The 18,429-nt window shown below is 72.5% G+C and carries 18 protein-coding genes; 7 read left to right on the forward strand and 11 right to left on the reverse strand.

The window, feature by feature from the left end; all coding sequences use genetic code 11:
- Positions 1-35: 35 nt before the first annotated feature.
- Positions 36-1,400, reverse strand: a complete 1,365-nt coding sequence (locus tag EDD92_RS17375; RefSeq protein ID WP_123965165.1) for a sigma-70 family RNA polymerase sigma factor — start codon at positions 1,398-1,400, stop codon at positions 36-38.
- Positions 1,401-1,459: 59 nt separating this feature from the next.
- A complete protein-coding gene (locus tag EDD92_RS17380; RefSeq protein ID WP_123965166.1) occupies positions 1,460-2,347 on the reverse strand; it encodes a LysR substrate-binding domain-containing protein in 888 nt (295 codons plus the stop codon).
- A gap of 130 nt (positions 2,348-2,477) precedes the next feature.
- Between EDD92_RS17380 and EDD92_RS17385 the strand changes: the two genes are divergently transcribed.
- Entirely contained in the window at positions 2,478-3,380 is a 903-nt protein-coding gene (locus tag EDD92_RS17385) for an SDR family oxidoreductase (RefSeq protein WP_123965167.1), read from the forward strand.
- A 128-nt stretch (positions 3,381-3,508) separates the two neighbouring features.
- Here the strand turns inward: EDD92_RS17385 and EDD92_RS17390 are convergent, their stop codons facing one another.
- The 4 genes from EDD92_RS17390 to EDD92_RS17405 are packed head-to-tail and all read right to left on the reverse strand — an operon-like array spanning position 3,509 to position 7,628.
- Positions 3,509-4,423 carry a LysR family transcriptional regulator gene (locus tag EDD92_RS17390; protein WP_123965168.1) on the reverse strand — a complete coding sequence of 305 codons (915 nt, stop codon included), beginning with the start codon at positions 4,421-4,423 and terminating at the stop codon, positions 3,509-3,511.
- Between the two features lie 9 nt (positions 4,424-4,432).
- Positions 4,433-5,335: a DMT family transporter gene (locus EDD92_RS17395; RefSeq protein WP_123965169.1), complete on the reverse strand. Its 903-nt coding sequence runs from the start codon at positions 5,333-5,335 to the stop codon at positions 4,433-4,435.
- 35 nt (positions 5,336-5,370) lie between these two features.
- Complete coding sequence (locus tag EDD92_RS17400) at positions 5,371-6,303, reverse strand: EamA family transporter (protein ID WP_123965170.1); 933 nt, start codon at positions 6,301-6,303, stop codon at positions 5,371-5,373.
- The gene (locus tag EDD92_RS17405) at positions 6,300-7,628 is read right to left on the reverse strand and encodes an MFS transporter (RefSeq protein ID WP_260326575.1); all 1,329 of its coding nucleotides are present in this window, start codon (positions 7,626-7,628) and stop codon (positions 6,300-6,302) included. Before EDD92_RS17405 ends, EDD92_RS17400 begins: the two co-directional genes overlap by 4 nt.
- A 147-nt stretch (positions 7,629-7,775) precedes the next feature.
- Between EDD92_RS17405 and EDD92_RS17410 the strand changes: the two genes are divergently transcribed.
- Positions 7,776-8,285, forward strand: coding sequence for a MarR family winged helix-turn-helix transcriptional regulator (locus EDD92_RS17410; RefSeq protein WP_123965171.1), 510 nt, complete (start codon positions 7,776-7,778; stop codon positions 8,283-8,285).
- Here the strand turns inward: EDD92_RS17410 and EDD92_RS17415 are convergent.
- On the reverse strand, positions 8,282-9,718 hold the full coding sequence (locus EDD92_RS17415) for an FAD-dependent monooxygenase (protein ID WP_123965172.1): 1,437 nt from the start codon (positions 9,716-9,718) through the stop codon (positions 8,282-8,284). The genes EDD92_RS17410 and EDD92_RS17415 overlap by 4 nt on opposite strands.
- A gap of 142 nt (positions 9,719-9,860) precedes the next feature.
- Between EDD92_RS17415 and EDD92_RS17420 the strand changes: the two genes are divergently transcribed.
- Entirely contained in the window at positions 9,861-10,460 is a 600-nt protein-coding gene (locus EDD92_RS17420) for a TetR/AcrR family transcriptional regulator (RefSeq protein WP_123965173.1), read from the forward strand.
- A 110-nt stretch (positions 10,461-10,570) separates the two neighbouring features.
- Here EDD92_RS17420 and EDD92_RS17425 read toward each other — a convergent pair whose 3' ends face one another.
- The 3 genes from EDD92_RS17425 to EDD92_RS17435 form a co-directional block, all read right to left on the reverse strand.
- Positions 10,571-10,816: a hypothetical protein gene (locus EDD92_RS17425; RefSeq protein ID WP_123965174.1), complete on the reverse strand. Its 246-nt coding sequence runs from the start codon at positions 10,814-10,816 to the stop codon at positions 10,571-10,573.
- Between the two features lie 265 nt (positions 10,817-11,081).
- Positions 11,082-13,166: a 4-alpha-glucanotransferase gene (malQ, locus tag EDD92_RS17430; protein ID WP_123965175.1), complete on the reverse strand. Its 2,085-nt coding sequence runs from the start codon at positions 13,164-13,166 to the stop codon at positions 11,082-11,084.
- Between the two features lie 3 nt (positions 13,167-13,169).
- Entirely contained in the window at positions 13,170-13,400 is a 231-nt protein-coding gene (locus tag EDD92_RS17435; protein ID WP_030934551.1) for a hypothetical protein, read from the reverse strand.
- Positions 13,401-13,576: 176 nt separating this feature from the next.
- Here EDD92_RS17435 and EDD92_RS17440 point away from each other — a divergent pair, with 176 nt between their 5' ends.
- The 3 genes from EDD92_RS17440 to EDD92_RS17450 are packed head-to-tail and all read left to right on the forward strand — an operon-like array spanning position 13,577 to position 16,157.
- The gene (locus tag EDD92_RS17440) at positions 13,577-14,110 is read left to right on the forward strand and encodes a PadR family transcriptional regulator (protein ID WP_123965176.1); all 534 of its coding nucleotides are present in this window, start codon (positions 13,577-13,579) and stop codon (positions 14,108-14,110) included.
- The gene (locus tag EDD92_RS17445) at positions 14,107-14,802 is read left to right on the forward strand and encodes an ABC transporter ATP-binding protein (protein ID WP_123965177.1); all 696 of its coding nucleotides are present in this window, start codon (positions 14,107-14,109) and stop codon (positions 14,800-14,802) included. The genes EDD92_RS17440 and EDD92_RS17445 overlap by 4 nt, the downstream gene beginning before the upstream one ends.
- A complete protein-coding gene (locus EDD92_RS17450; RefSeq protein WP_123965178.1) occupies positions 14,799-16,157 on the forward strand; it encodes an FtsX-like permease family protein in 1,359 nt (452 codons plus the stop codon). Before EDD92_RS17445 ends, EDD92_RS17450 begins: the two co-directional genes overlap by 4 nt.
- A 98-nt stretch (positions 16,158-16,255) precedes the next feature.
- On the opposite strand, the gene EDD92_RS17455 is transcribed toward EDD92_RS17450, so the two are convergent.
- Positions 16,256-16,792 (reverse strand): HNH endonuclease, encoded by a 537-nt coding sequence (locus EDD92_RS17455; RefSeq protein ID WP_020116449.1) that lies wholly within the window; start codon positions 16,790-16,792, stop codon positions 16,256-16,258.
- A 323-nt stretch (positions 16,793-17,115) separates the two neighbouring features.
- On the opposite strand from EDD92_RS17455, the gene EDD92_RS17460 reads away from it, so the two are divergent.
- On the forward strand, positions 17,116-18,213 hold the full coding sequence (locus tag EDD92_RS17460; RefSeq protein ID WP_123965179.1) for a mechanosensitive ion channel family protein: 1,098 nt from the start codon (positions 17,116-17,118) through the stop codon (positions 18,211-18,213).
- The last annotated feature ends 216 nt before the right edge of the window (positions 18,214-18,429 follow it).

The following is an 18,429-nucleotide window of genomic DNA, read 5'->3' on the forward strand; positions in this document are numbered from 1 at the left end:
TACAGACGCACCGCACCCCGATCACTCATCGGTGCTCACAGCCGCAGCGGCAGTCCGAAGGCCGGGAACAGATGCGGTTCGAAGGACGTGATCTCCACGATCCGGTCGTCGGCGTCGAAGCGCAGGACGTCGAGGACCTGGGCACGGTGGACGTGCGTACCGGGTCTGCGGACGTAACCGCCCGCCGCGAGCTGCCCGTTGGCGCGGGCGGGCAGGTGGCGCCAGTGGCCGAAGAACATGGGGGACGCCGGGTCGAGGGTGGGCCGCAGGAACTCGACGAGGGCGTCCCGGCCGGTGAACCAGAACGGGTTGGGCGGCATGGTGAGCGTGACGTCCTTGCTGAGCAGGTCGGTCATCGCGGCGAAGTCGAGCTGCTCGGCGGCGGTCATGTACCGCTGCAGGACGGTGCGTTGGGCTTCCGTCGGCTCGCCGGCGCTCCACTCCGCGCGCTGCCCGGGCAGATGGTCGCGGAGGGTGGGGCGGGCCCGCTGCAGGGCGCTGTTGGCGGAGGCCACGGTCAGGTCGAGCGCCTCGGCGGTCTCGGCGGCGGTCAGGCCGAGCACGTCCCGCAGGATCAGCACGGCCCGCTGGCGGGGCGGGAGGTGCTGGATGGCGGCGAGAAAGACCAGCTCCAGGGTCTCGCGGGAGACGGCGGCGACGTCCGGCCGGTCCTCCTCGGCCGTGGGCAGCTCGTCGTCGGGGTAGGGCTGCAGCCAGGTGATGCGAGCCGGGGCCTCGCCGGTGCCGTGGTTCATGCCGGGGATCGGCTCGTAGCGCTGCGGGCGGCGGGCGGTGCGGCGCTGGAAGTCCAGGCAGGCGTTGGTGGCGATGCGGTACAGCCAGGTGCGGGCGCCGGCCCGCCCCTCGAAGGACTCCCGGGCCCGCCAGGCCCGCAGGAACGTCTCCTGCACGAGGTCCTCGGCGTCGTCGTAGGAGCCGGTCATGCGGTAGCAGTGGACGTGGATCTCCCGGCGGTGGGACTCGGTGAGGGTGGCGAAGTCGGCCTCGGTGAGGGGGATTTCCGTAACGGCTTTCGGTGTTACGGAAGGCTCGGTGGGTCCCTGGGGCTCCTTCGCGGTGTCCCGGGCGGTCCGGGCGACCCGCCGCAGCCGGGCCACGGCGGCCGACAGGTCGGCCACCCCGGAGTACAGGACCGACGGCGGCTGCGGCGTGAGTTCCTCGACCTGCCGCCCGATGTCGTCGATCAGGCCCTGCACACTGGCCCCCGTCCCGGTGCCCTGCCGCTCCCGGTAGGCCTTCTGCCGGCACGCGGCCGAGCAGTACACGGAACTGCGGCCGGTGCGGCCCGCCCGTGCGGGGAGCGGTTTGCCGCAGTTGGCACAGGTGTCGGCGACCACGGGGACCTCCGGGAGTCCGGCAATGGCATCGAGTCCGGGCATTGCGTCACGCGGGGACGGTGTGACGCTATCGCGATACGGAGGCCCGAGGGGCCCTCTCGTCACGCCGGTTCGGACGGCCCGGTGAGGCGGGTGCGCGCGATCTTGCGGAACGCGGACACCAGACGGCTGCGGTCGCCGGCCCGGGTGGCGAGGGCGACCTGGCTGGGCTCGACGCCGTGCAGCGGGACGGCGGTGACGTCGGGGCGCAGTGACACGCCGGTCGGGTAGGCCGTGATGACCAGGGCCTCCCCGGCGGCGACGGCCTCGAACTTGTCCTCCAGGTCCAGGATCTCGGGGCCTTCGGGCACCGGGCGGCCGTCCGGCCGGGGTTCCAGGCGCCAGAAGGCCGCCCAGGCGGGGTCGGCGCCGACTATCCGGGGCATCGGCTCGTCGGCGATGTCGTCGACGGTGACGGACTCCTTGCCGGCCAGGCGGTGATCGACGGGGACCACCACGGCCCGCGGCTCGTCGTAGAGGACGGTCACCTCCAGCTGGTCGGTGGGGAAGGGCAGTCGGGTCACCGCGGCGTCCACCCGGTGTTCGAGCAGAGCCGTGCGTGCCTCGTCCCAGCGCAGATGCCGGCTGCGTACGTCGGCGTCCGGATGGCGGCGCCGCAGCTCGCGCACGGCCGAGGTGACGATCAGGCCGCTGGTGAAGCCGACGGTGAACCGGCTGGGCTCGGCGGCGGCCCGGGCCTCGGCCCCGGCCTGCTCGGCGGCGCGCAGCAGCGCCCTCGCGCGGGGCAGGAACACCTGGCCGGCCTCGGTGAGCCGGGTGCCGCGCGGGGTGCGGTCCAGCAGCCGGGCGCCGAGCTGGTGTTCCAGGGCCACGATCTGGCGGCTCAGGGACGGCTGCGTGATGTGCAAGGCCTCCGCGGCACGCCCGAAGTGGCGGTGTGCGGCGACGGCGATGAAGTACCGGACCAGACGGAGGTCGAGGTCAGCCATGCCTCCAGCGTACTCACCTGTGGTGATGCCCGAATCGTATTGCGCCATGCGGAACAGGCTTTGGACGCGGCCGCCACCCCCTGCGGAGGATGGAGACACACCCACTCACCCCCTTCCGAAGGGCTGCACCATGCGTGTATTCGTCACGGGCGCCACCGGTTTCATCGGTTCCGCCGTGGTCCGCGAACTCCTCGACGCCGGACACGAGGTCACCGGCCTCGCCCGCTCCGACGCGTCCGCCGAGGCACTGACGGCCGCCGGGGCCGATGTGCACCGCGGGGACCTCACCGACCCGGCCGGTCTGGCCAAGGGGGTGGCCACGGCCGACGGCGTCGCCCATCTCGCCTTCATCCACGACTTCTCGGGCACCTTCGACTTCGCCGCCGCGTGCGCCGCCGACCTGCGGGTCATCGAGGCGATCGGGACGGTACTGGAGGGCTCGGACAAGGCCTTCGTGATCTCCTCGGGCACGGCGCTGCTGCAGCCGGGCAGGGTCAACACCGAGGAGGACACGGCCCCGCCGGAGTCGTTCGGGGCGATCCGGGCGCGGAACGAGGACGCGGCGATCGCACTGGCCGACCGCGGGGTGCGCTCCTCCTCCGCCCGGTTTTCGCCCTCCGTGCACGGCCGGGGCGACCACGGCTTCGTCCACATGCTGATCGACATCGCCCGCGACAAGGGCTTCGCGGCCTACGTCGGTGACGGCGCCAACCGCTGGCCGGCCGTGCACCGCACGGATGCGGCACGCTTGGTCCGGCTCGCCCTGGAGTCGGCGCCTGCGGGCACCCGCCTGCATGCCGTGGGCGACGAGGGCGTCCCGTTCCGCGACATCGCCGCGGTCATCGGCCGCCACTTGGACCTGCCGGCCAGGAGCATCACCGCCGAGGCGGCACCCGCTCACTTCGGCTGGCTGGCCAACGTCGCCGGCCTCGACATACCGGCCTCGAACACACTGACCCGCAAGTGGCTGGGGTGGGAGCCGACGGGCCCCGGCCTGATCGAGGACTTGGAGGAGGGGCACTACTTCGCCTGAGCGGTTCGGGCGCGCCCTGAAGGGGCACGGGGCTGTGTTGAACATGCGGCTACCGCCGCGTGGGCGCGACCAGCCACGACGGCGCCGCAGCCGACAGACGACCCGTCGCGGCACATCCCGCGGAGCTCTCAGCACCCGTCCCGCCGGGAACGCCCCGCCACCTCCCGCAAAACCTGCAGCACCCGCCCCACGGCCGCCCCCTCCCCGGCCCCCTTCCGTACGGCCGCCACCACGTGCCGCCGGGGCCGGTCCTCCGTCAGCTCCCGCATCGCGACGCCCTCCCTCCCCACGACGGCCATGCGCGGCATCAGCGCCACCCCCATCCCGGCCGCGACCATCGCCAGGATCGCCGTCCACCCGGCCGCCGAATGCCCCTGCACGGGGCTGAACCCGGCCGCCTCGCAGGCCCCGCGGGTGATGTCCGACCAGGGCCCGCTGCCGCCGAAGATCCACGGCTCCCCGGCGAGGTCGGACAGCCGCAGCCCGTCGGCGGCGGCGAGCGGGTGGTCGCGGGGCAGAGCGACGTCGAGGGGGTCGGCGAGCAGCGGGACGCGGGTGAAGCGGGGATCGGCGGCGGTCGGGGCCTGGGCGGCGAGGGAGAGCGCGAGGTCGACGTCCCCTGCGGCGAGCAGCTCGTACGCCTCCCCGGCCTCCGCTTCCCGCACGCGTACGGTCACTCCGGGGTGCCGGGTCCGCAGCGCCCGTACGGCAGGCACGACCAGAGCGGGTACGGCCGTGGAGAAGGCGCCGACCCGCACCTCGCCGACCTCGCCCTGCGTGTACGCCGCCAACTCGGCGTCGGCACGCTCCAGTTGCTCGAACACGGCCTCCGCGTGCCGCAGCACCAGCCGCGCCGCGTCGGTCAGCCGCACCCGCCGCCCCTGCGCCTCCAACAGCGGCACCCCGAGCTGCTTGGCCAGGTTGGTCAGCTGCTGGGACACCGCGGACGGCGTCATCCGCAGCGCCTCGGCGGTCGCCGTGACCGTCTCCCGCTCCCCGAGCGTCCGCAGGATCTGCAGCTTCCGGATGTCCCAGTCGACCATGGCGGCAACCTATACGGCGGCGCCCAGCACCACCCCGCCGAGGATCAGCGCCATGCTCAGCGCCTGCGTCCAGACGACCTGCTCCCCGAGCACCGCCCAGGACAGCAGGGCCACGCACACCGGCTGGAGGTAGTAGACCGCTCCCGCGCGGGCCGCACCGATCAGGCCGATCGCCTTGTTCCAGGCGAAGAAGGCGACGGCGGAGGAGGCCACGCCGACGTAGAGGAGCGGGAGGACGGTCCCGGGCGTCGGTGTGAAGGCGCCCTGCGCCGCCACGCTCATGGCCTGGGCGGGCAGCAGCAGGGCGGTGCCGAACAGGAAGGTGGTGAACAGGAAGGCCGTACCCCCGAGCCCGGTCGGCCTGCGCCGCAGCAGCGCACTGTACGAGCCGAAGCAGCAGGCGGCGGCGATCATCCACAGGTCGCCGGGCGCGCCGTATCGATCTGCGGCTCCGCCCCCGACCAGGAGCACCACGCCCCCGCACGCCGTCAGCAGCCCGACGGCCCGGCGCGCCCCCAGCCGGGTACCGCCCACCCGCTCGAACAGCGCCATCAGTACCGGCGAAGCGGCCATGATCATGCCCATGTTGGCGGCCGGGACGGTCAGCCCGGCCTGGTTGACCAGGGTGTTGTAGACGGTGACACCGAGGAGCGAGGCGAGCAGCACGAACCCGAGGTGACGTCGTATCGACTCCCGTTGCCGCCAAGCCTGCCGGGCCCCGAAGGGCGCCACGGCCACCAAGGCGACCACCCATCGCCAGAACGCCTGCTGCACCGGCGGCACACTGTCGTGCAGCGCCCGCGAGGTGACGAAGCTGCCGGACCAGACGACGGTGGCGAGCGCGGCCAGGGCGAGCCCGCGGAGGGAGCGGGTGGTGACAGTGGAGACGGTCCGGTCCAGGGCGACGGCCACAGAGGTCCTTTCGGTGACGGGTGATCTCGGTGGATCTACCGTCGCAGCGACACACCTGTCAGGTCCATCGAATCTTTTCGACGATTCATTTCAGCAGAACTGAACGATCGAGGGCCGGCAGGCTGTGCCGCCTGACCCGCCACCGTCGCGCCGAACGCCAGCGCCATGCCCGCGAGTTGGACCGGGCTGAGCGCCTGGCCGAGTGCTGCCCAGCCGACCACCGCCGCGGTCAGCGGGGAGAGCGGGCCGAGGAAGGTGACCTGGGTGGCGGTGAGCCGGCCGATGCCGCGGAACCAGAGCCAGTAGGCGACGGCCGTGTTGGCGAGGGCGAGGTAGAGGTAGCCGCCGACCGCGCGGGCGTCCAGGACGGGCGGGACGCCCTCGACGAGGAGGGCGAGCGGGGCGATGAGCAGCCCGCCGGCCGTCAGCTGCCAGCCGGTGAGGGCGAGCGGCCCCACACCCTCCGGGCGCCCCCACTTCTTGGTCAGCACCGTGCCGGTGGACATCGACGCGGACGACGCGAGGGCGGCCAGCACACCGACGGGGTCGAGCGCTCCGGCCGCCTTCAGTACGACGAGGCTGACGCCGAACGCCGCCACGACCCCGGCGAGCAGCGCCCGCCCCGTCGGCCGCTGCCCCAGCAGCAGCGCCGACAGCCCGACCACGAACAGCGGCCCGACCGAACCGACGACGGCCGCCATGCCGCCGGGCAGCCGGTACGCGGACAGGAACAGCAGCGGGAAGAAGGCACCGATGTTCAGCACACCGAGCACCGCCGACTTCCACCACCAGGCACCGCGCGGCAGCACCCGGGCGACGGCCAGCAGAAGCAGACCGGCGGGCAGGGCTCGGGCCAGAGCGGTGAACAGCGGACGGTCGGCCGGGAGGAACTGCGTGGTGACGGCGTAGGTGGTGCCCCACGAGACGGGGGCGAGGGCGGTGACCAGGACGGTCGCGGTCCGTTTCATGACCGGGTTCCTTCGGGGTGATGGGAGGAGAGGGGCGCAATTCCGGCCGGCCGGGCCCCCTCGGAGCGCGCTTTGCGTACGACGGTCTCCGCGACCGGCCGTACCGCGTCGGCCGGCAGCTGGCGTTCCGCGCGGATCAGGAGGGCGGCCGCCAGCGCCGAAGTGAGGACCAGGACCGCCCAGGGCGCCCGGCCGTCCAGCGCGAGCAGCGCCGTGAACAGCGACGGCGCCACCGCCTTCGCCAGCGACCAGGACATCTGGTACGCCGCCAGGTAGCGCCCGCGCGCGGCCTCGGGCGCAGCCGACACGGCGAGGACCTCGGCGGCGGGGCTGTGGATCAGCTCGCCGAGCGTGTAGACGAGGACCATGGCGACCAGGGCCCCGCCCAGCACCGGACCGGAGTGCGGCCTGAGGGTGCCCAGCGCGATCTGCCCGAGGAACGCCACCGCGAACAGACCCCCGCCCAGCGCCGCAGCCCGGGTGCGCCGGGCGCCGGCCCTGCGTACCCGTCCGCCGACGAACACCCCGGCCGCCGCGCACAGCACGGTGTTGATCGTGAACGCGGCACCGGTGAGCACTGCGGGCCCGTGCAGCCACTCCACGATGAACAGCGGGAAGAGCACGGACAGGGCCGAATAGCTCAGCGCGTTCAGGAAGTTGGCGCCGGTGACGACCAGGAAGGGCCGGTCGGCGAGCACGAGCCGGTAACCGGCCCCGGCCCGCCGCGCCGCCGTACCGTCGGCGGCGGGCAACGGCCTGAGCGGCCGCAGCAGCAGCGCGGCGAGGGCGAAGGACAGGGCGTTGCCCCAGGCCGCGTAGGTGTAGCCGGTGGGTCCGGCGAAGGCGATGACCAGGGTGGCCAGCAGGGCACCGGCGCCGTTGCCGCCGTTCTGCAGCGCCCGGGTGGCGGCCTGCAGCCGGTCCCGACCGGCACCCTGCGCCACCTCGCCGAGGAGCGAGGACTGCACGGCGGGAAAGGCGCGGTCGGCCGCGGCGGTCACCAGCGCGACCGCGGCGAAGGCGGCGAGGGAGTCGGCGAAGGGGTAGATGGCGAAGCCCGCGGCACGCACCCCGTACAGCGCGAGCTGCACGCGCCGCGCACCGAACCGGTCGACGGCCGCACCGGCCAGCGGCAGGGCGGCGATACCGACCAGCCCGGTCACGGTGAGCACCAGCCCGACGGTGGTGAAGGAGAGGCCGGTGACGTAGTGGAAGAAGACCAGCGTGAAGGGCACGTACATGCCCGTGCCGACGCCGTTGACGGCGGCGGCGACGGGCAGGGCCCACTGGCCGGGTATACGGTCCGGTTTCTCCGCTTTCTTCACGGTTGACCTCTCGGAATCGGATGCGCTCGGCGACGAGCGGAAGGCAGACCGCTGACGGTTAGCTTGGCAGTGATTAGCTTAGCGCTAAGCAACTTTCCGTCAAGCCACTTTCTTGCGAGTGACTCTGCGCATGCGGATACTCGGGACATGAGTGCACAGCGCCAGGACGCCGTCGACGCGATCATCGAGCAGTGGGCGGAGGTGCGACCGGACCTCGACACCAGGGCGATGGAGGTCTTCGGGCGGATCTACCGCCTCTCCCGCACCATGGGCGACCGCATGGAGAAGGCGTACGCCCCGTACGGCATCTCACGCGGCGAGTTCGACGTGCTGGCGACCCTGCGTCGCTCCGGAGAGCCGTACGCCCTCTCGCCGCGCCAGCTCTCGGCGACCCTGATGCTCACCACGGGCGGCATGACCGGCCGCCTCGACAAACTGGAACGCGCCGGCCTGCTGCGCCGCTCCCCCGACCCGCACGACCGGCGGGCCCTCCAGGTGACCCTCACCGAGAAGGGGTTGACGGTCATCGACCAGGCGGTCGGCGCCGGCCTCGCCGTCCAGACGGAGGCCCTGGCCACCATGAACGACGAACAGGCCGGCCAACTGGCCGACCTGCTACGGGAGTTGATGGCGGGGACACAGGAGGCTGGGCACTAGCCCACGTACCGGGCCACCGCGTCCTCGATGCGCGCCGCGTCCGCCGAGTCCGCCGCCCAGGCCACGTACCCGTCGGGGCGGACCAGGACGGTCGTACGCCGGTGGCTCGCCCAGCGGTCCACGGCCAGCCGGTCCTTGCGGATGCCCTGGTCCTCGTAGGCCTCCGGGGTGATCAGTACGAACCTGCCGCCGCGCAGGGCCTCGTAGAGGCGGCCGCCCTCCAGGGCGGCGTCCGGGACGCGGGTGCCGGTGAGGCGGTGGGCGCCGCGGGGCGCGGGGTAGCGGTAGCCGATGCCGGTGATCTGGCCGACCGCCCTGCGCCGGGCCGGGCCCACGGTGTCGAGGAAGGTGGTGAGCGCGGCCCGCAGGGCCAGTTCCCAGGGGCGCTTGGCCATCGCGAGGCGGACAATGCCGCCGCTGCTGCGCAGCACGGCCTTGCCGACGGGGTGGCGCTCGGCCTGGTAGCTGTCGAGAAGGGCCGCGTCCGCGTGACCCTGGACGACGGCGGCCAGCTTCCAGCTCAGGTTGGCCGCGTCCTGCAGACCGGTGTTCATGCCCTGACCGCCGGCCGGGGTGTGGACGTGCGCTGCGTCCCCGGCGAGGAAGACACGGCCGACCCGGTAGGCGGGCGCCTGGCGTTCGTCGCTGTGGAAGCGGGACATCCAGCGGGCGTCGTGCATGCCGTAGTCGCGGCCGAGGGCGAGCCGGGTGACCTCCTTGACCTCGTCGAGGTCGAGGGGCTCGCTGTCGGGGACGTTGCGGGCGCGGTTCCAGGCGATCACGCGGTAGTAGCCGTCGCCGAAGGGCGCGAGGAAGGCGAAGGCGTCGCCGACCGCGTTGACGGTCAGCAGGTTCTCCGGCTCCTCGGCGAGGCGTACGTCCGCGAGGACGACGGAACGGATGGCGGAGCGGCCGGGGAAGGGCAGCCCGATCGCGTCCCGCACGGCGCTGCGCATGCCGTCGGTGCCGACGACGTACGAGACCCGCAGGCTCTCGGCGGCCCCGCCGGGCCCGCGGACCTCGACCGTCACGCCGTCCGCGTCCTGGGTGAGCCCGGTCAGCTCGGTCTCGTACCGGACGTCCACGCCGGCCTCGACGGCGCGCCGCTCCAGGGCCTTCTCCACCTCGTACTGGGGGATGACGAGGAGGTGGTTGAAGCGGGAGTGGATCGTGGAGAGTTCGACGGTGAGGCGGCCGAAGAGGCGGAGGCTGCCGAGGGGGCGGCCGACCGCCTCCAGACCGTCGGCGAGACCGCGGGAGTCGAGCTGCTCGAGGGTGCGGGCATGCAGGACGAAGGCGCGGGAGAGGTTACTGATCTTGTGCGGGCGCTTTTCGAGGAGGGTGACCGGGACACCGGCGGTGGCGAGGTCGCCGGCCAGGAGGAGACCGGCGGGACCCGAGCCGACGACGATCACGGAGTGCTGAGCCTTCATGATGACCTCCTGGTGCCGACGATTACCTGCCAACGCTTGTTGGCCAACACTTGTTGACCAACGCTTGCGGACGAGAATAGGGCGGCTGGGCAAGGGAAGTCAACACTTGTTGGCCAACGTACGTTGACCTACGCTTGTTGATGTGAAAGTCAGCGACAGCAGCAGCACGGATTCCGGTTCAGGCGGCACCCGCCGCCGCTCGGAGACCACCCGTAACGCCATCCTCATCGCGGCCCGCGAACGCTTCGCGGCCGACGGCTACGACAGGGCCACCATCCGCGCCATCGCCAGGGACGCGGACATCGACCCCTCCATGGTGATGCGCTACTACGGCAACAAGGAGGGCCTGTTTGCGGCGGCCGTCTCCATCGATCTGAGGATGCCGGACGTGACCGCGCTCCCCCGGGAGCAGGTCGGCTGGGTGCTGGTGGCGCACTTCCTCGCGATGTGGGAGGAGAACGAGGTGCTGACGGCCCTGCTCCGGGTCGGGGCGACCAACCGGGCCGGGGCCGAGCGGATGCAGGAGATCTTCCGGGACCAGATGATGCCGGTCGCCCACGCGGTGTGTCCCGATCCCGAGCAGGCCCCCGCACGGGCCGCGCTCGCTGCGGCGCAGCTGCTCGGGCTGGCGCTCACCCGCTACGTCCTGCGGTTCCCGCCGACCGTGGCGCTGAGCCGCGAGGAGCTCACGGCGTGGCTGGCTCCGACGCTGCAGCGATACCTGACGGCGCCGAGCCCCTGAGACGGAGCGCCCCGGGGCTGAGCCCCCTGCAGAACATGCCGAGGGCACCGGTCCCGCCTGTTGTACGGCGGAACCGGTGCCCTCGAAAGATGTGTGGGGTCAGTCGGAGGTCAGGCCTTGGCCTTCGGCTGACGGTCCTTGGACCTGTCCAGCACCATGACCAGGCCCGCGATGACCGCGAACAGGGCCAGCGGGGCCAGGACGTAGAGGCCCAGCGTCTCGCCGACGCTCAGGCCATTGCCGGGGTCGTCGCCGTCGTCGCGGATCAGCGCGGAGGCGGGGGACGACATGAGCAGCATCATCAGCGTCGTACCGGCGGCCAGGGCGCCGGCGCGCAGGGCGTTCTTCTTGTCCACGCTGTCAAAAGTATCGAACGACGATTGGGGCCGCTCGTCCGGGGGGTGCTCCACGAGATCCGCCCCCTCCTCACCCCGGCCGTACCGGCCGCAGCACGTCGATCAGCGCATGCAGCCGCGGCGACCAGACCAGCTCCTCCAGCATCACCGGGCAGCCCTCGGCGTCCGCGATCGGCAGCCGCCAATTGGGTACCGGTCCCAGGTTCCCGGCAGGTTCTGAGAGCGTGGGGCCGCTCGTCCGGGGAGCGCCCTACGCCCCCTCTCCTCACCCCGGCCGTACCGGCCGCAGTACGTCGATCAGCGCATGCAGCCGCGGCGACCCGGCCAATTCCTCCAGCGTCACCGGGCGGCCCTCCGCGTCCGCGATCGGCAGCCGCCAGTTCGGGTACTGGTCCCAGGTGCCCGGAAGGTTCTGCGGGCGGCGGTCGCCGATCGTGTCGGGGAGCCAGATGCCGATCATGCGGGACGGGGTGCGCAGCAGGAAGCGGTGGACGGCCTGGATCTCGGCCTCCTCCTCCGACACGCCGTGCGCGCCGCCGGTGCCGTGCAGCAGGCCGAGGCGGGCGAGCAGGCCCAGCCACTCCCCCGTGTCGTTCGCCGCCTCCGCGCGCTCCTCTTCCAGCGGGCGGGTCAACAGGCCCAGGCGCTCGCGGAGTTCGACGTGTTCGCCGGTGAGGCGGGCGGCGGTGGGCGGCAGGTCGTGGGTGGTGGCGGTGGCGAGGCAGTCGGCACGCCACGCCGGAGGCGGCAGCGGCTGTCCGTCACCCTCCCAGTCCCGCTCGAACCACAGCACCGAGGTGCCGAGCACCCCGCGCTCGCGCAGCGTCTCCCGCACCCCGGGCTCCACTGTGCCCAGGTCCTCGCCGATGACGATCGCCCCGGCGCGCGAGGCCTCCAGCACGAGGATCGCGAGCATGGCCTCGGCGTCGTAGCGGACGTATGTGCCCTCCGTGGGCGGATGTCCCTGCGGCACCCACCAGAGGCGGAACAGGCCCATGACGTGGTCGATGCGCAGGGCACCGGCATAGCGGAACAGGGCTCGGAGCAATCGCCGGTACGGTGCGTAGCCGGAATCGGCGAGGCGGTCCGGTCTCCAGGGCGGCAGGCCCCAGTCCTGGCCGCGCGCGTTGAAGGCGTCCGGTGGGGCGCCCACCGACATCCCGGCGGCGAAGTACTCCTGCTGCGCCCAGGCGTCGGCTCCGCCGGGGTGCACCCCGACCGCCAGGTCGTGCACGATCCCGACGGGCATTCCGGCCTCGCGGGCGGCGCGCTGGGCGTCGGTGAGCTGGGTGTCGGTGAGCCAGGCGAGGCGGGAGTGGAAGTCGACGCGGTCCATCAACTCCCTGCGGGCGCGGGCGGTTTCGGCCGAGCGGGGGTCACGCAGGGCGGCGGGCCAGCGGCTCCAGTCGGAGCCGTGCACCTCGGCGAGGGCGTACCAGGTGGCGTGGTCCTCCAGGGCCTCGCCCTGCTCGGCGAGGAAGTCGACGTACGCGGCACGCCGGCCAGGCCCGAGCTCCACCTCGCGGATCAGCTCCAGCGCCTCCCGCTTGAGCTCCCACACGGCGTCCCGGTCGATCATCGCGCCCTTCTCCAGCACCGCTTCGCGCAGTTCGGCGGCGCGCCCGAGCAGCGCCCGCAGCCGCTCCCGGTCCTCGACGTGGGCGTATTCGGGGATGTCCTCGACGCGCAGGTGCACGGGGTCGGGGAAGCGGCGGGAGGAGGGGCGGTACGGGGAGGGGTCGGTGGGGGCACCGGGCACGGCCGCGTGCAGCGGGTTGACCTGGACGAATCCGGCGCCGAGCGCGCGTCCGGCCCAGGCGGTGAGTTCGGCGAGGTCACCGAGGTCGCCCATGCCCCAGGAGCGCCGGGAGAGCAGGGAGTAGAGCTGGACGAGCAGGCCGTACGAGCGTGCGGTGGGCGTGGGCAGCCGGGGCGGGGCGACGACGAGGTGGGCCTCGGCGCTGCGGCCGTCGGGGGCGGTGGCCGTCAACCGGTGGACGCCGGACGGGAGTTGCTCGGCGGACGCCCGCGTCTCGCCCTGCTCGGTCTCGATGCGCAGCCGGGTGCCGGCCGGCAGGGCTTCGAGGGCGGAGGACGTGGCGCCGCTCCACAGGACCACCGTCGGCGGCAGCAGCCGTTCGCCGAGCTCCCGCTCGCGGGCGGAGAGCGCGGCACGGGTCAGGTCATCGGTGCTCGCGTCGATGCCGAGGGCGGCGAGGGCGAGGGTGACGGCGGTGGCGGAGGCCGCGACCGTGCGGTCCGGGGAGGGGCTGTAGGAGGTGGCGACGCCGTGCAGTGCGGCGAGCCGGGACAGGTCCTCGGAGGGCGGGTCGGCCGACCCCTGCACCATCATCTAGAACCTCGGAGCATCCGGCTCGGGGGCCACCGCCTCGCTGGTCAGGGGCGCGGCGTCGGCGAGCGGCGGCTCACTGGTGAGCGGCTCGGCCTCGGGCAGTGGCGGTTCGCTGGTCAGCGGGGTCTCGGCGCAGGCGCCCTCCGCACTGAAGACGCAGAAGTGCGGCTCGGGATCGAGGGACGGCAGCTGCGCCACGGGTTTGGAGAGGGGGTAAGCCGGTGCGGCCACGGGGGCCTCCTTGTCGAGTACGGCGAGGTTGCGGGTTAACGCAGCCCTACCCACCGGGCGCGGCGGCAGACGTACAGAAGGGGACTACGTGCCCCTCCTCACATTCTGCGTCAACTCCAGGACCCCGCAGCCGCCACTATTCACTCAGTACATGTATCGAGTGCATAATGATCGCCATGAGCACCCGCCACATCCTGCTGGGGCTGCTCGCCTCGGGGCCGAGCCATGGCTACGACCTGAAGCGGCGGCACGACGAACGTTTCCCGCAGGCCCGTCCGCTGGCCTACGGGCAGGTCTACACGACCCTGCAGCGCCTGGTCCGGGACGGCCTCGCGGAGGTCGAGGGCACGGACTCGGACGGCGGCCCGGAGCGGACCACGTACCGCTCGACCGACGACGGGGCGCGTGAACTGGCCAAATGGGCCGGGGAGGTCGCCCCGCCAGCTCCCTTCGTGGCGAACGAGATCTTCGCCAAGGTCGTCGTCTCGATCCTCTCCGGCGGCGACGCGGGCGCCTATCTGGCCGCCCAGCGCGCCGCACACATGCAACGGATGCGGGAGCTCACGGCGGTCAAGACGGCGCCCGGCGCCGATCTCGCGACCGTGCTCTCGACGGACTACGCCCTCAACCATCTCGACGCCGACCTCCGCTGGATGACCACGACGGCGGCCCGGCTCACCACCCTGACCGCGGAGGTCGACGCAGCATGAGCAACGGGGACAGCACGGTGCCGCTCCTGGCGGCCCGTGACCTCACCAAGGCGCACGGCAGGACCGAGGCGCTGCGCGGCGCCTCGGTGGAGCTGCGGGCCGGCGAGATCCTCGCCGTGACCGGCACCAGCGGCAGCGGGAAGTCCACGCTGCTGCACTGCGTGGCCGGCATCGTCAGCCCGGACGCGGGGTCGGTGACGTACGACGGGCAGCGACTCGACCGGCTGCCGGAGAAGCGGCTGAGCGAGCTGCGCCGGACCGACTTCGGGGTGGTGTTCCAGTTCGGGCAGCTGATTCCGGAGCTGACGGCGTTGGACAACGTGGCGCTGCCGCTGATGCTCGCGGGCGCCCCCCGCAAGGACGCCCAGGCGGCGGCCGGCGAGTGGCTGGAGCGGTTCGGGGTGCGGGGGCAGGAGGCGCTGCGGCCCGGCGAGATGAGCGGCGGCCAGGCCCAGCGGGCGGCGCTGGCGCGGGCGTTGGTCACCGGCCCCAAGATCGTCTTCGCCGATGAGCCGACCGGTGCACTGGACTCCCTGGCGACCGAGCAGGTGATGACGTCCCTGGTCCATACGGCTCGCGAGGCGGGCACGGCGGTGCTGCTGATCACGCACGACGCGCAGGTCGCGGCCTACGCGGACCGCGAGGTCCGGCTGAGCGACGGGGCCGTGCTGCCGGCGGGGGTGACCGCATGAGGGCCGAACTGCGGCTGGCCTGGCTGCTGACCCGGGGGTCGGACCGGCGGGAGTGGTGGCGGGTCGCGCTGACGGCGGTCGGGGCGGCCCTGGCGACGGGCATCGGACTCGCGATCGTCGCGCTCACCTCGCTGGACGGGTACTACTCCGTGTCCGTGGGGTCCGGGCTGCTCGACTCCACGAGCGACCGCAGGAACGTGAGCATCGCGCTGGGCCTGCTGCTCATCCCGGTGCTCGGGTTCGTCGGGCAGTGCGCACGCATCGGAGCGGTGCACCGCGACCGGCGGCTGGCGGCGCTGCGGCTCGCGGGGGCCGCGCCCTGGCAGGTGCGGCGGATCGCGGCGCTGGAGTCGGGGCTCGCCTGCCTGGCCGGTTCGGTGCTGGCCACCGTCACCGCGGTACCGGTGCTGCTGCACCTGTGGTCGCACCCGTCCCCCGGCGCCTGGGCCGGCTTCGCCCTGATGGCCGTGGCCGTACCGGTCCTGGGCGCGGCCGTGAGCGCGCTGTCACTGCGGCGGGTGGTGGCCTCGCCGCTGGGCCGGGTGCGGCGGGCAGGACCCACGTGGGCTCCGGGGCGGCTGTTCCGGACAGTGACCTGGCTGCTCGCGGCGACGGCGCTGTTCATCGTCGTGGCCCCGGTCTTCAGCGACTCCTTCACCTTCGACTTCGGTCCGGTGACGGTGTTCGTCCTGGCGCTGCTGATCAGTTTCACCGCGGTGTGGCTGACCGGCTCCTCGTCCCGGCAGCTGGGCGAGGGCCTGGCCACCCGCACCCGGCGCCCGGACGTTCTGATCGCGGCGGAACGGCTGCGCGACGATCCCTGGGCGGCGGCCCGTACACATGCGGGCGTGCTGCTGGTGACGGTCGCGGGCTCCGGCTTCATGGGGGTGCGGCAGGTACTGCTCGCGGAACTGCACGCAAGGAGCCGCGAGGGTTCGCTCGCGGCGGACCTCTCCTACTACACGACGGGCCTCGATCTGACGGCCGCCGCGATCCTCGTCGGCCTCGCGCTCGTCCTGACGGCGCTCGCCGTCGGCACCGCCGAGTCCCTGGCCACCCGGCGCCGGGGCCTGGCCGCACAGGTCGCGGCCGGGGTACCGCAGGCGGTGCTGGCCCGGGCGCTGCTCCTGGAGACCGCACTGCCGCTGGCGCCCGCGGCCGCGGTGGCGGGCGTGGGGGGCTTCGCGATCGGCACCTGGTACGCCTCGCTCACCTCCGAGGTCACGGTGGCGCCGGTGCCGTATGTGCCCCTCCTGGTCCCGCTCGTCGTCTACGCGGCCTGTCTGCTGGCGGCGGCCTGCTCACTCCCGCTGCTGCGCCGCTCCGTCCGACCGGCCGAGCTGCGCTACGCATGACCACATGACCGTCCGGCCCGGGAGTACGGGGGGCTCCCGGGCCGGACCGCACGACTGCTGCATGCCCTGTGACCAGGGGTGTGCGAAGGCCCGGATCGTCAGGCTGAAATGCCGTCGATCCGGGCCATGGCGTCCTCCGCGCCGTACGGCTGCAAGTACGGCAGCCAACGCGGGTCCCTATGGCCGGTGCCGATGATGCGCCAGGCCAGGCCGGTGGGTGGAGCGGGTTTGTGGCGCAGCCGCCAGCCGATCTCGAAGAGATGTCGGTCGGCCTTCACGTGGTTGCAGCGGCGGCAGGACGCCACCACGTTGTCCCAGACGTGTTTGCCCCCGCGGCTGCGCGGGATGACGTGGTCGACGCTGGTTGCGACGCCACCGCAGTACATGCACCGGCCCCCGTCGCGCGCGAAGAGCGCCCTACGGGTCAGAGGAACGGGCCCCCGATAGGGAACCCGGACGAATCGCTTGAGCCGGACCACGCTGGGTGCGGGGACTGTGACGGTTGCGCTGTGCATGAAGGCGCCGGATTCCTCCAGGGAGACAGCCTTGTTCTCCAGGACGAGGACGAGCGCGCGGCGGAGCGGTACGACGCCGAGTGGCTCGTACGACGCGTTGAGGACCAGGACATGCGGCACGGATGCCTCCTTGGGCGTCGGCGGCGCGTGGCTCGCGCCGGGACGATCTGTAGTCAGTCTCCCCTCTTGCCTGGTGGAAGCGCCACCATGTCCCGGTAACGGGCTGGGAGTGTTTTCGACCACACCTGATTCATCCCCCGGAGGGCCATCTGTTTATCCCACCTGCTCAACCCGGGGTGAGCACAGTCTCTCCTCAGAAGAGGGCAAGGACTCGCACACCGTGCCCCGATAGTGTGGTGGACCTGCCCGCCCGGTGACCTTTTCGTGACCTTGACCGAGTCGACGTGCCGGGCGGCAGACCGTTGCACCTGGAGGTACCTGCCGTGTCCTTGCCCGCCGTCCTACTGGCCGCCGGTTCGTCGCCGTCGCCGACCCCCTCGGAGTCGACGACCCCGGCGGTCCCCACGCTCCAGGACGCCCAGGAGAGCGCGACCAACGCCGCCAGCTGGGTCGAGCAGAACTGGTCGAACTGGCTCGCGATCGGCCTCAGGGTCGTGCTGATCCTGGTGATCGCGGGGGTGCTGAGAGTGGTCGTGCAGCGGGCGATCACCAAGCTGATAGACCGGATGACCCGCACCGCCGAGGCGGTCGACGGCACCTCGCTCGGCGGCCTGCTGGTCAACAACGAGCGCCGCCGCCAGCGCTCCCAGGCCATCGGCTCGGTGCTGCGCTCGGTCGCGTCCTTCGCGATCCTCGGCACCGCGGCCCTGATGATCCTGGCCGCGTTCCAGATCAACCTGGCACCGCTGCTCGCCTCGGCCGGTGTCGCGGGTGTGGCGATCGGTTTCGGCGCCCGCAACCTCGTCACGGACTTCCTCTCCGGCGTCTTCATGATCCTGGAGGACCAGTACGGCGTCGGCGACTCGATCGACGCGGGCGTGGCCTCCGGCGAGGTCATCGAGGTCGGCCTGCGTGTGACGAAGCTGCGCGGCGCGAGCGGCGAGATCTGGTACGTCCGCAACGGCGAGGTCAAGCGCATCGGCAACCTCTCCCAGGGCTGGGCGACGGCCGGCGTGGACGTGACCGTGAAGGCGAACGAGGACCTGGACCGGGTGAAGTCCACCCTCGACGAGGTCGCCGAGAAGATGAGCGCGGAGGAGCCCTGGAACGAGCTCCTGTGGAGCCCGATCGAGGTCCTCGGCCTGGACAGCGTGCTGCTGGACTCGATGGTGGTCCGCGTCTCCGCCAAGACGATGCCCGGCAAGTCCCTCACCGTCGAACGGGAACTGCGCTGGCGCATCAAGCGCGCCTTCGACGCCGCGAACATCCGCATCGTGGGCGGCGCGACGGCCCCTCTGGACGAGGAGGAGGCCGCCGACCCGACGGCGGCGGTCGCGGCGCCTTCGGTGTTCTCCAACTCCGATTCCCCGCAGACGGCAGCGGCATCACCGATCGTCCAGCAACGGTCGGCGCCGAAGTAAGGCCCGGCCGACCCCACCAGTCCCTCCCGCCGCCCCCGAGGTAACGAGTCCGTTGCCTCGGGGGCGGTTTCTCTTGACGCCTCCTTCGCCCTGGGCTTACGTTCCTTTCCAGCCAATAGGAAACTTTCCTAACAGTGATCGGGAGACGGCCCTCCGGTGATCGTCCGATGGACTTACCTCCCTGGTCGCTGAGAAGCTGGGCAGTCGAAAGGCAGG

Source organism: Streptomyces sp. TLI_185, assembly GCF_003814765.1.
Classification (GTDB): Bacteria; Actinomycetota; Actinomycetes; order Streptomycetales; family Streptomycetaceae; genus Streptomyces.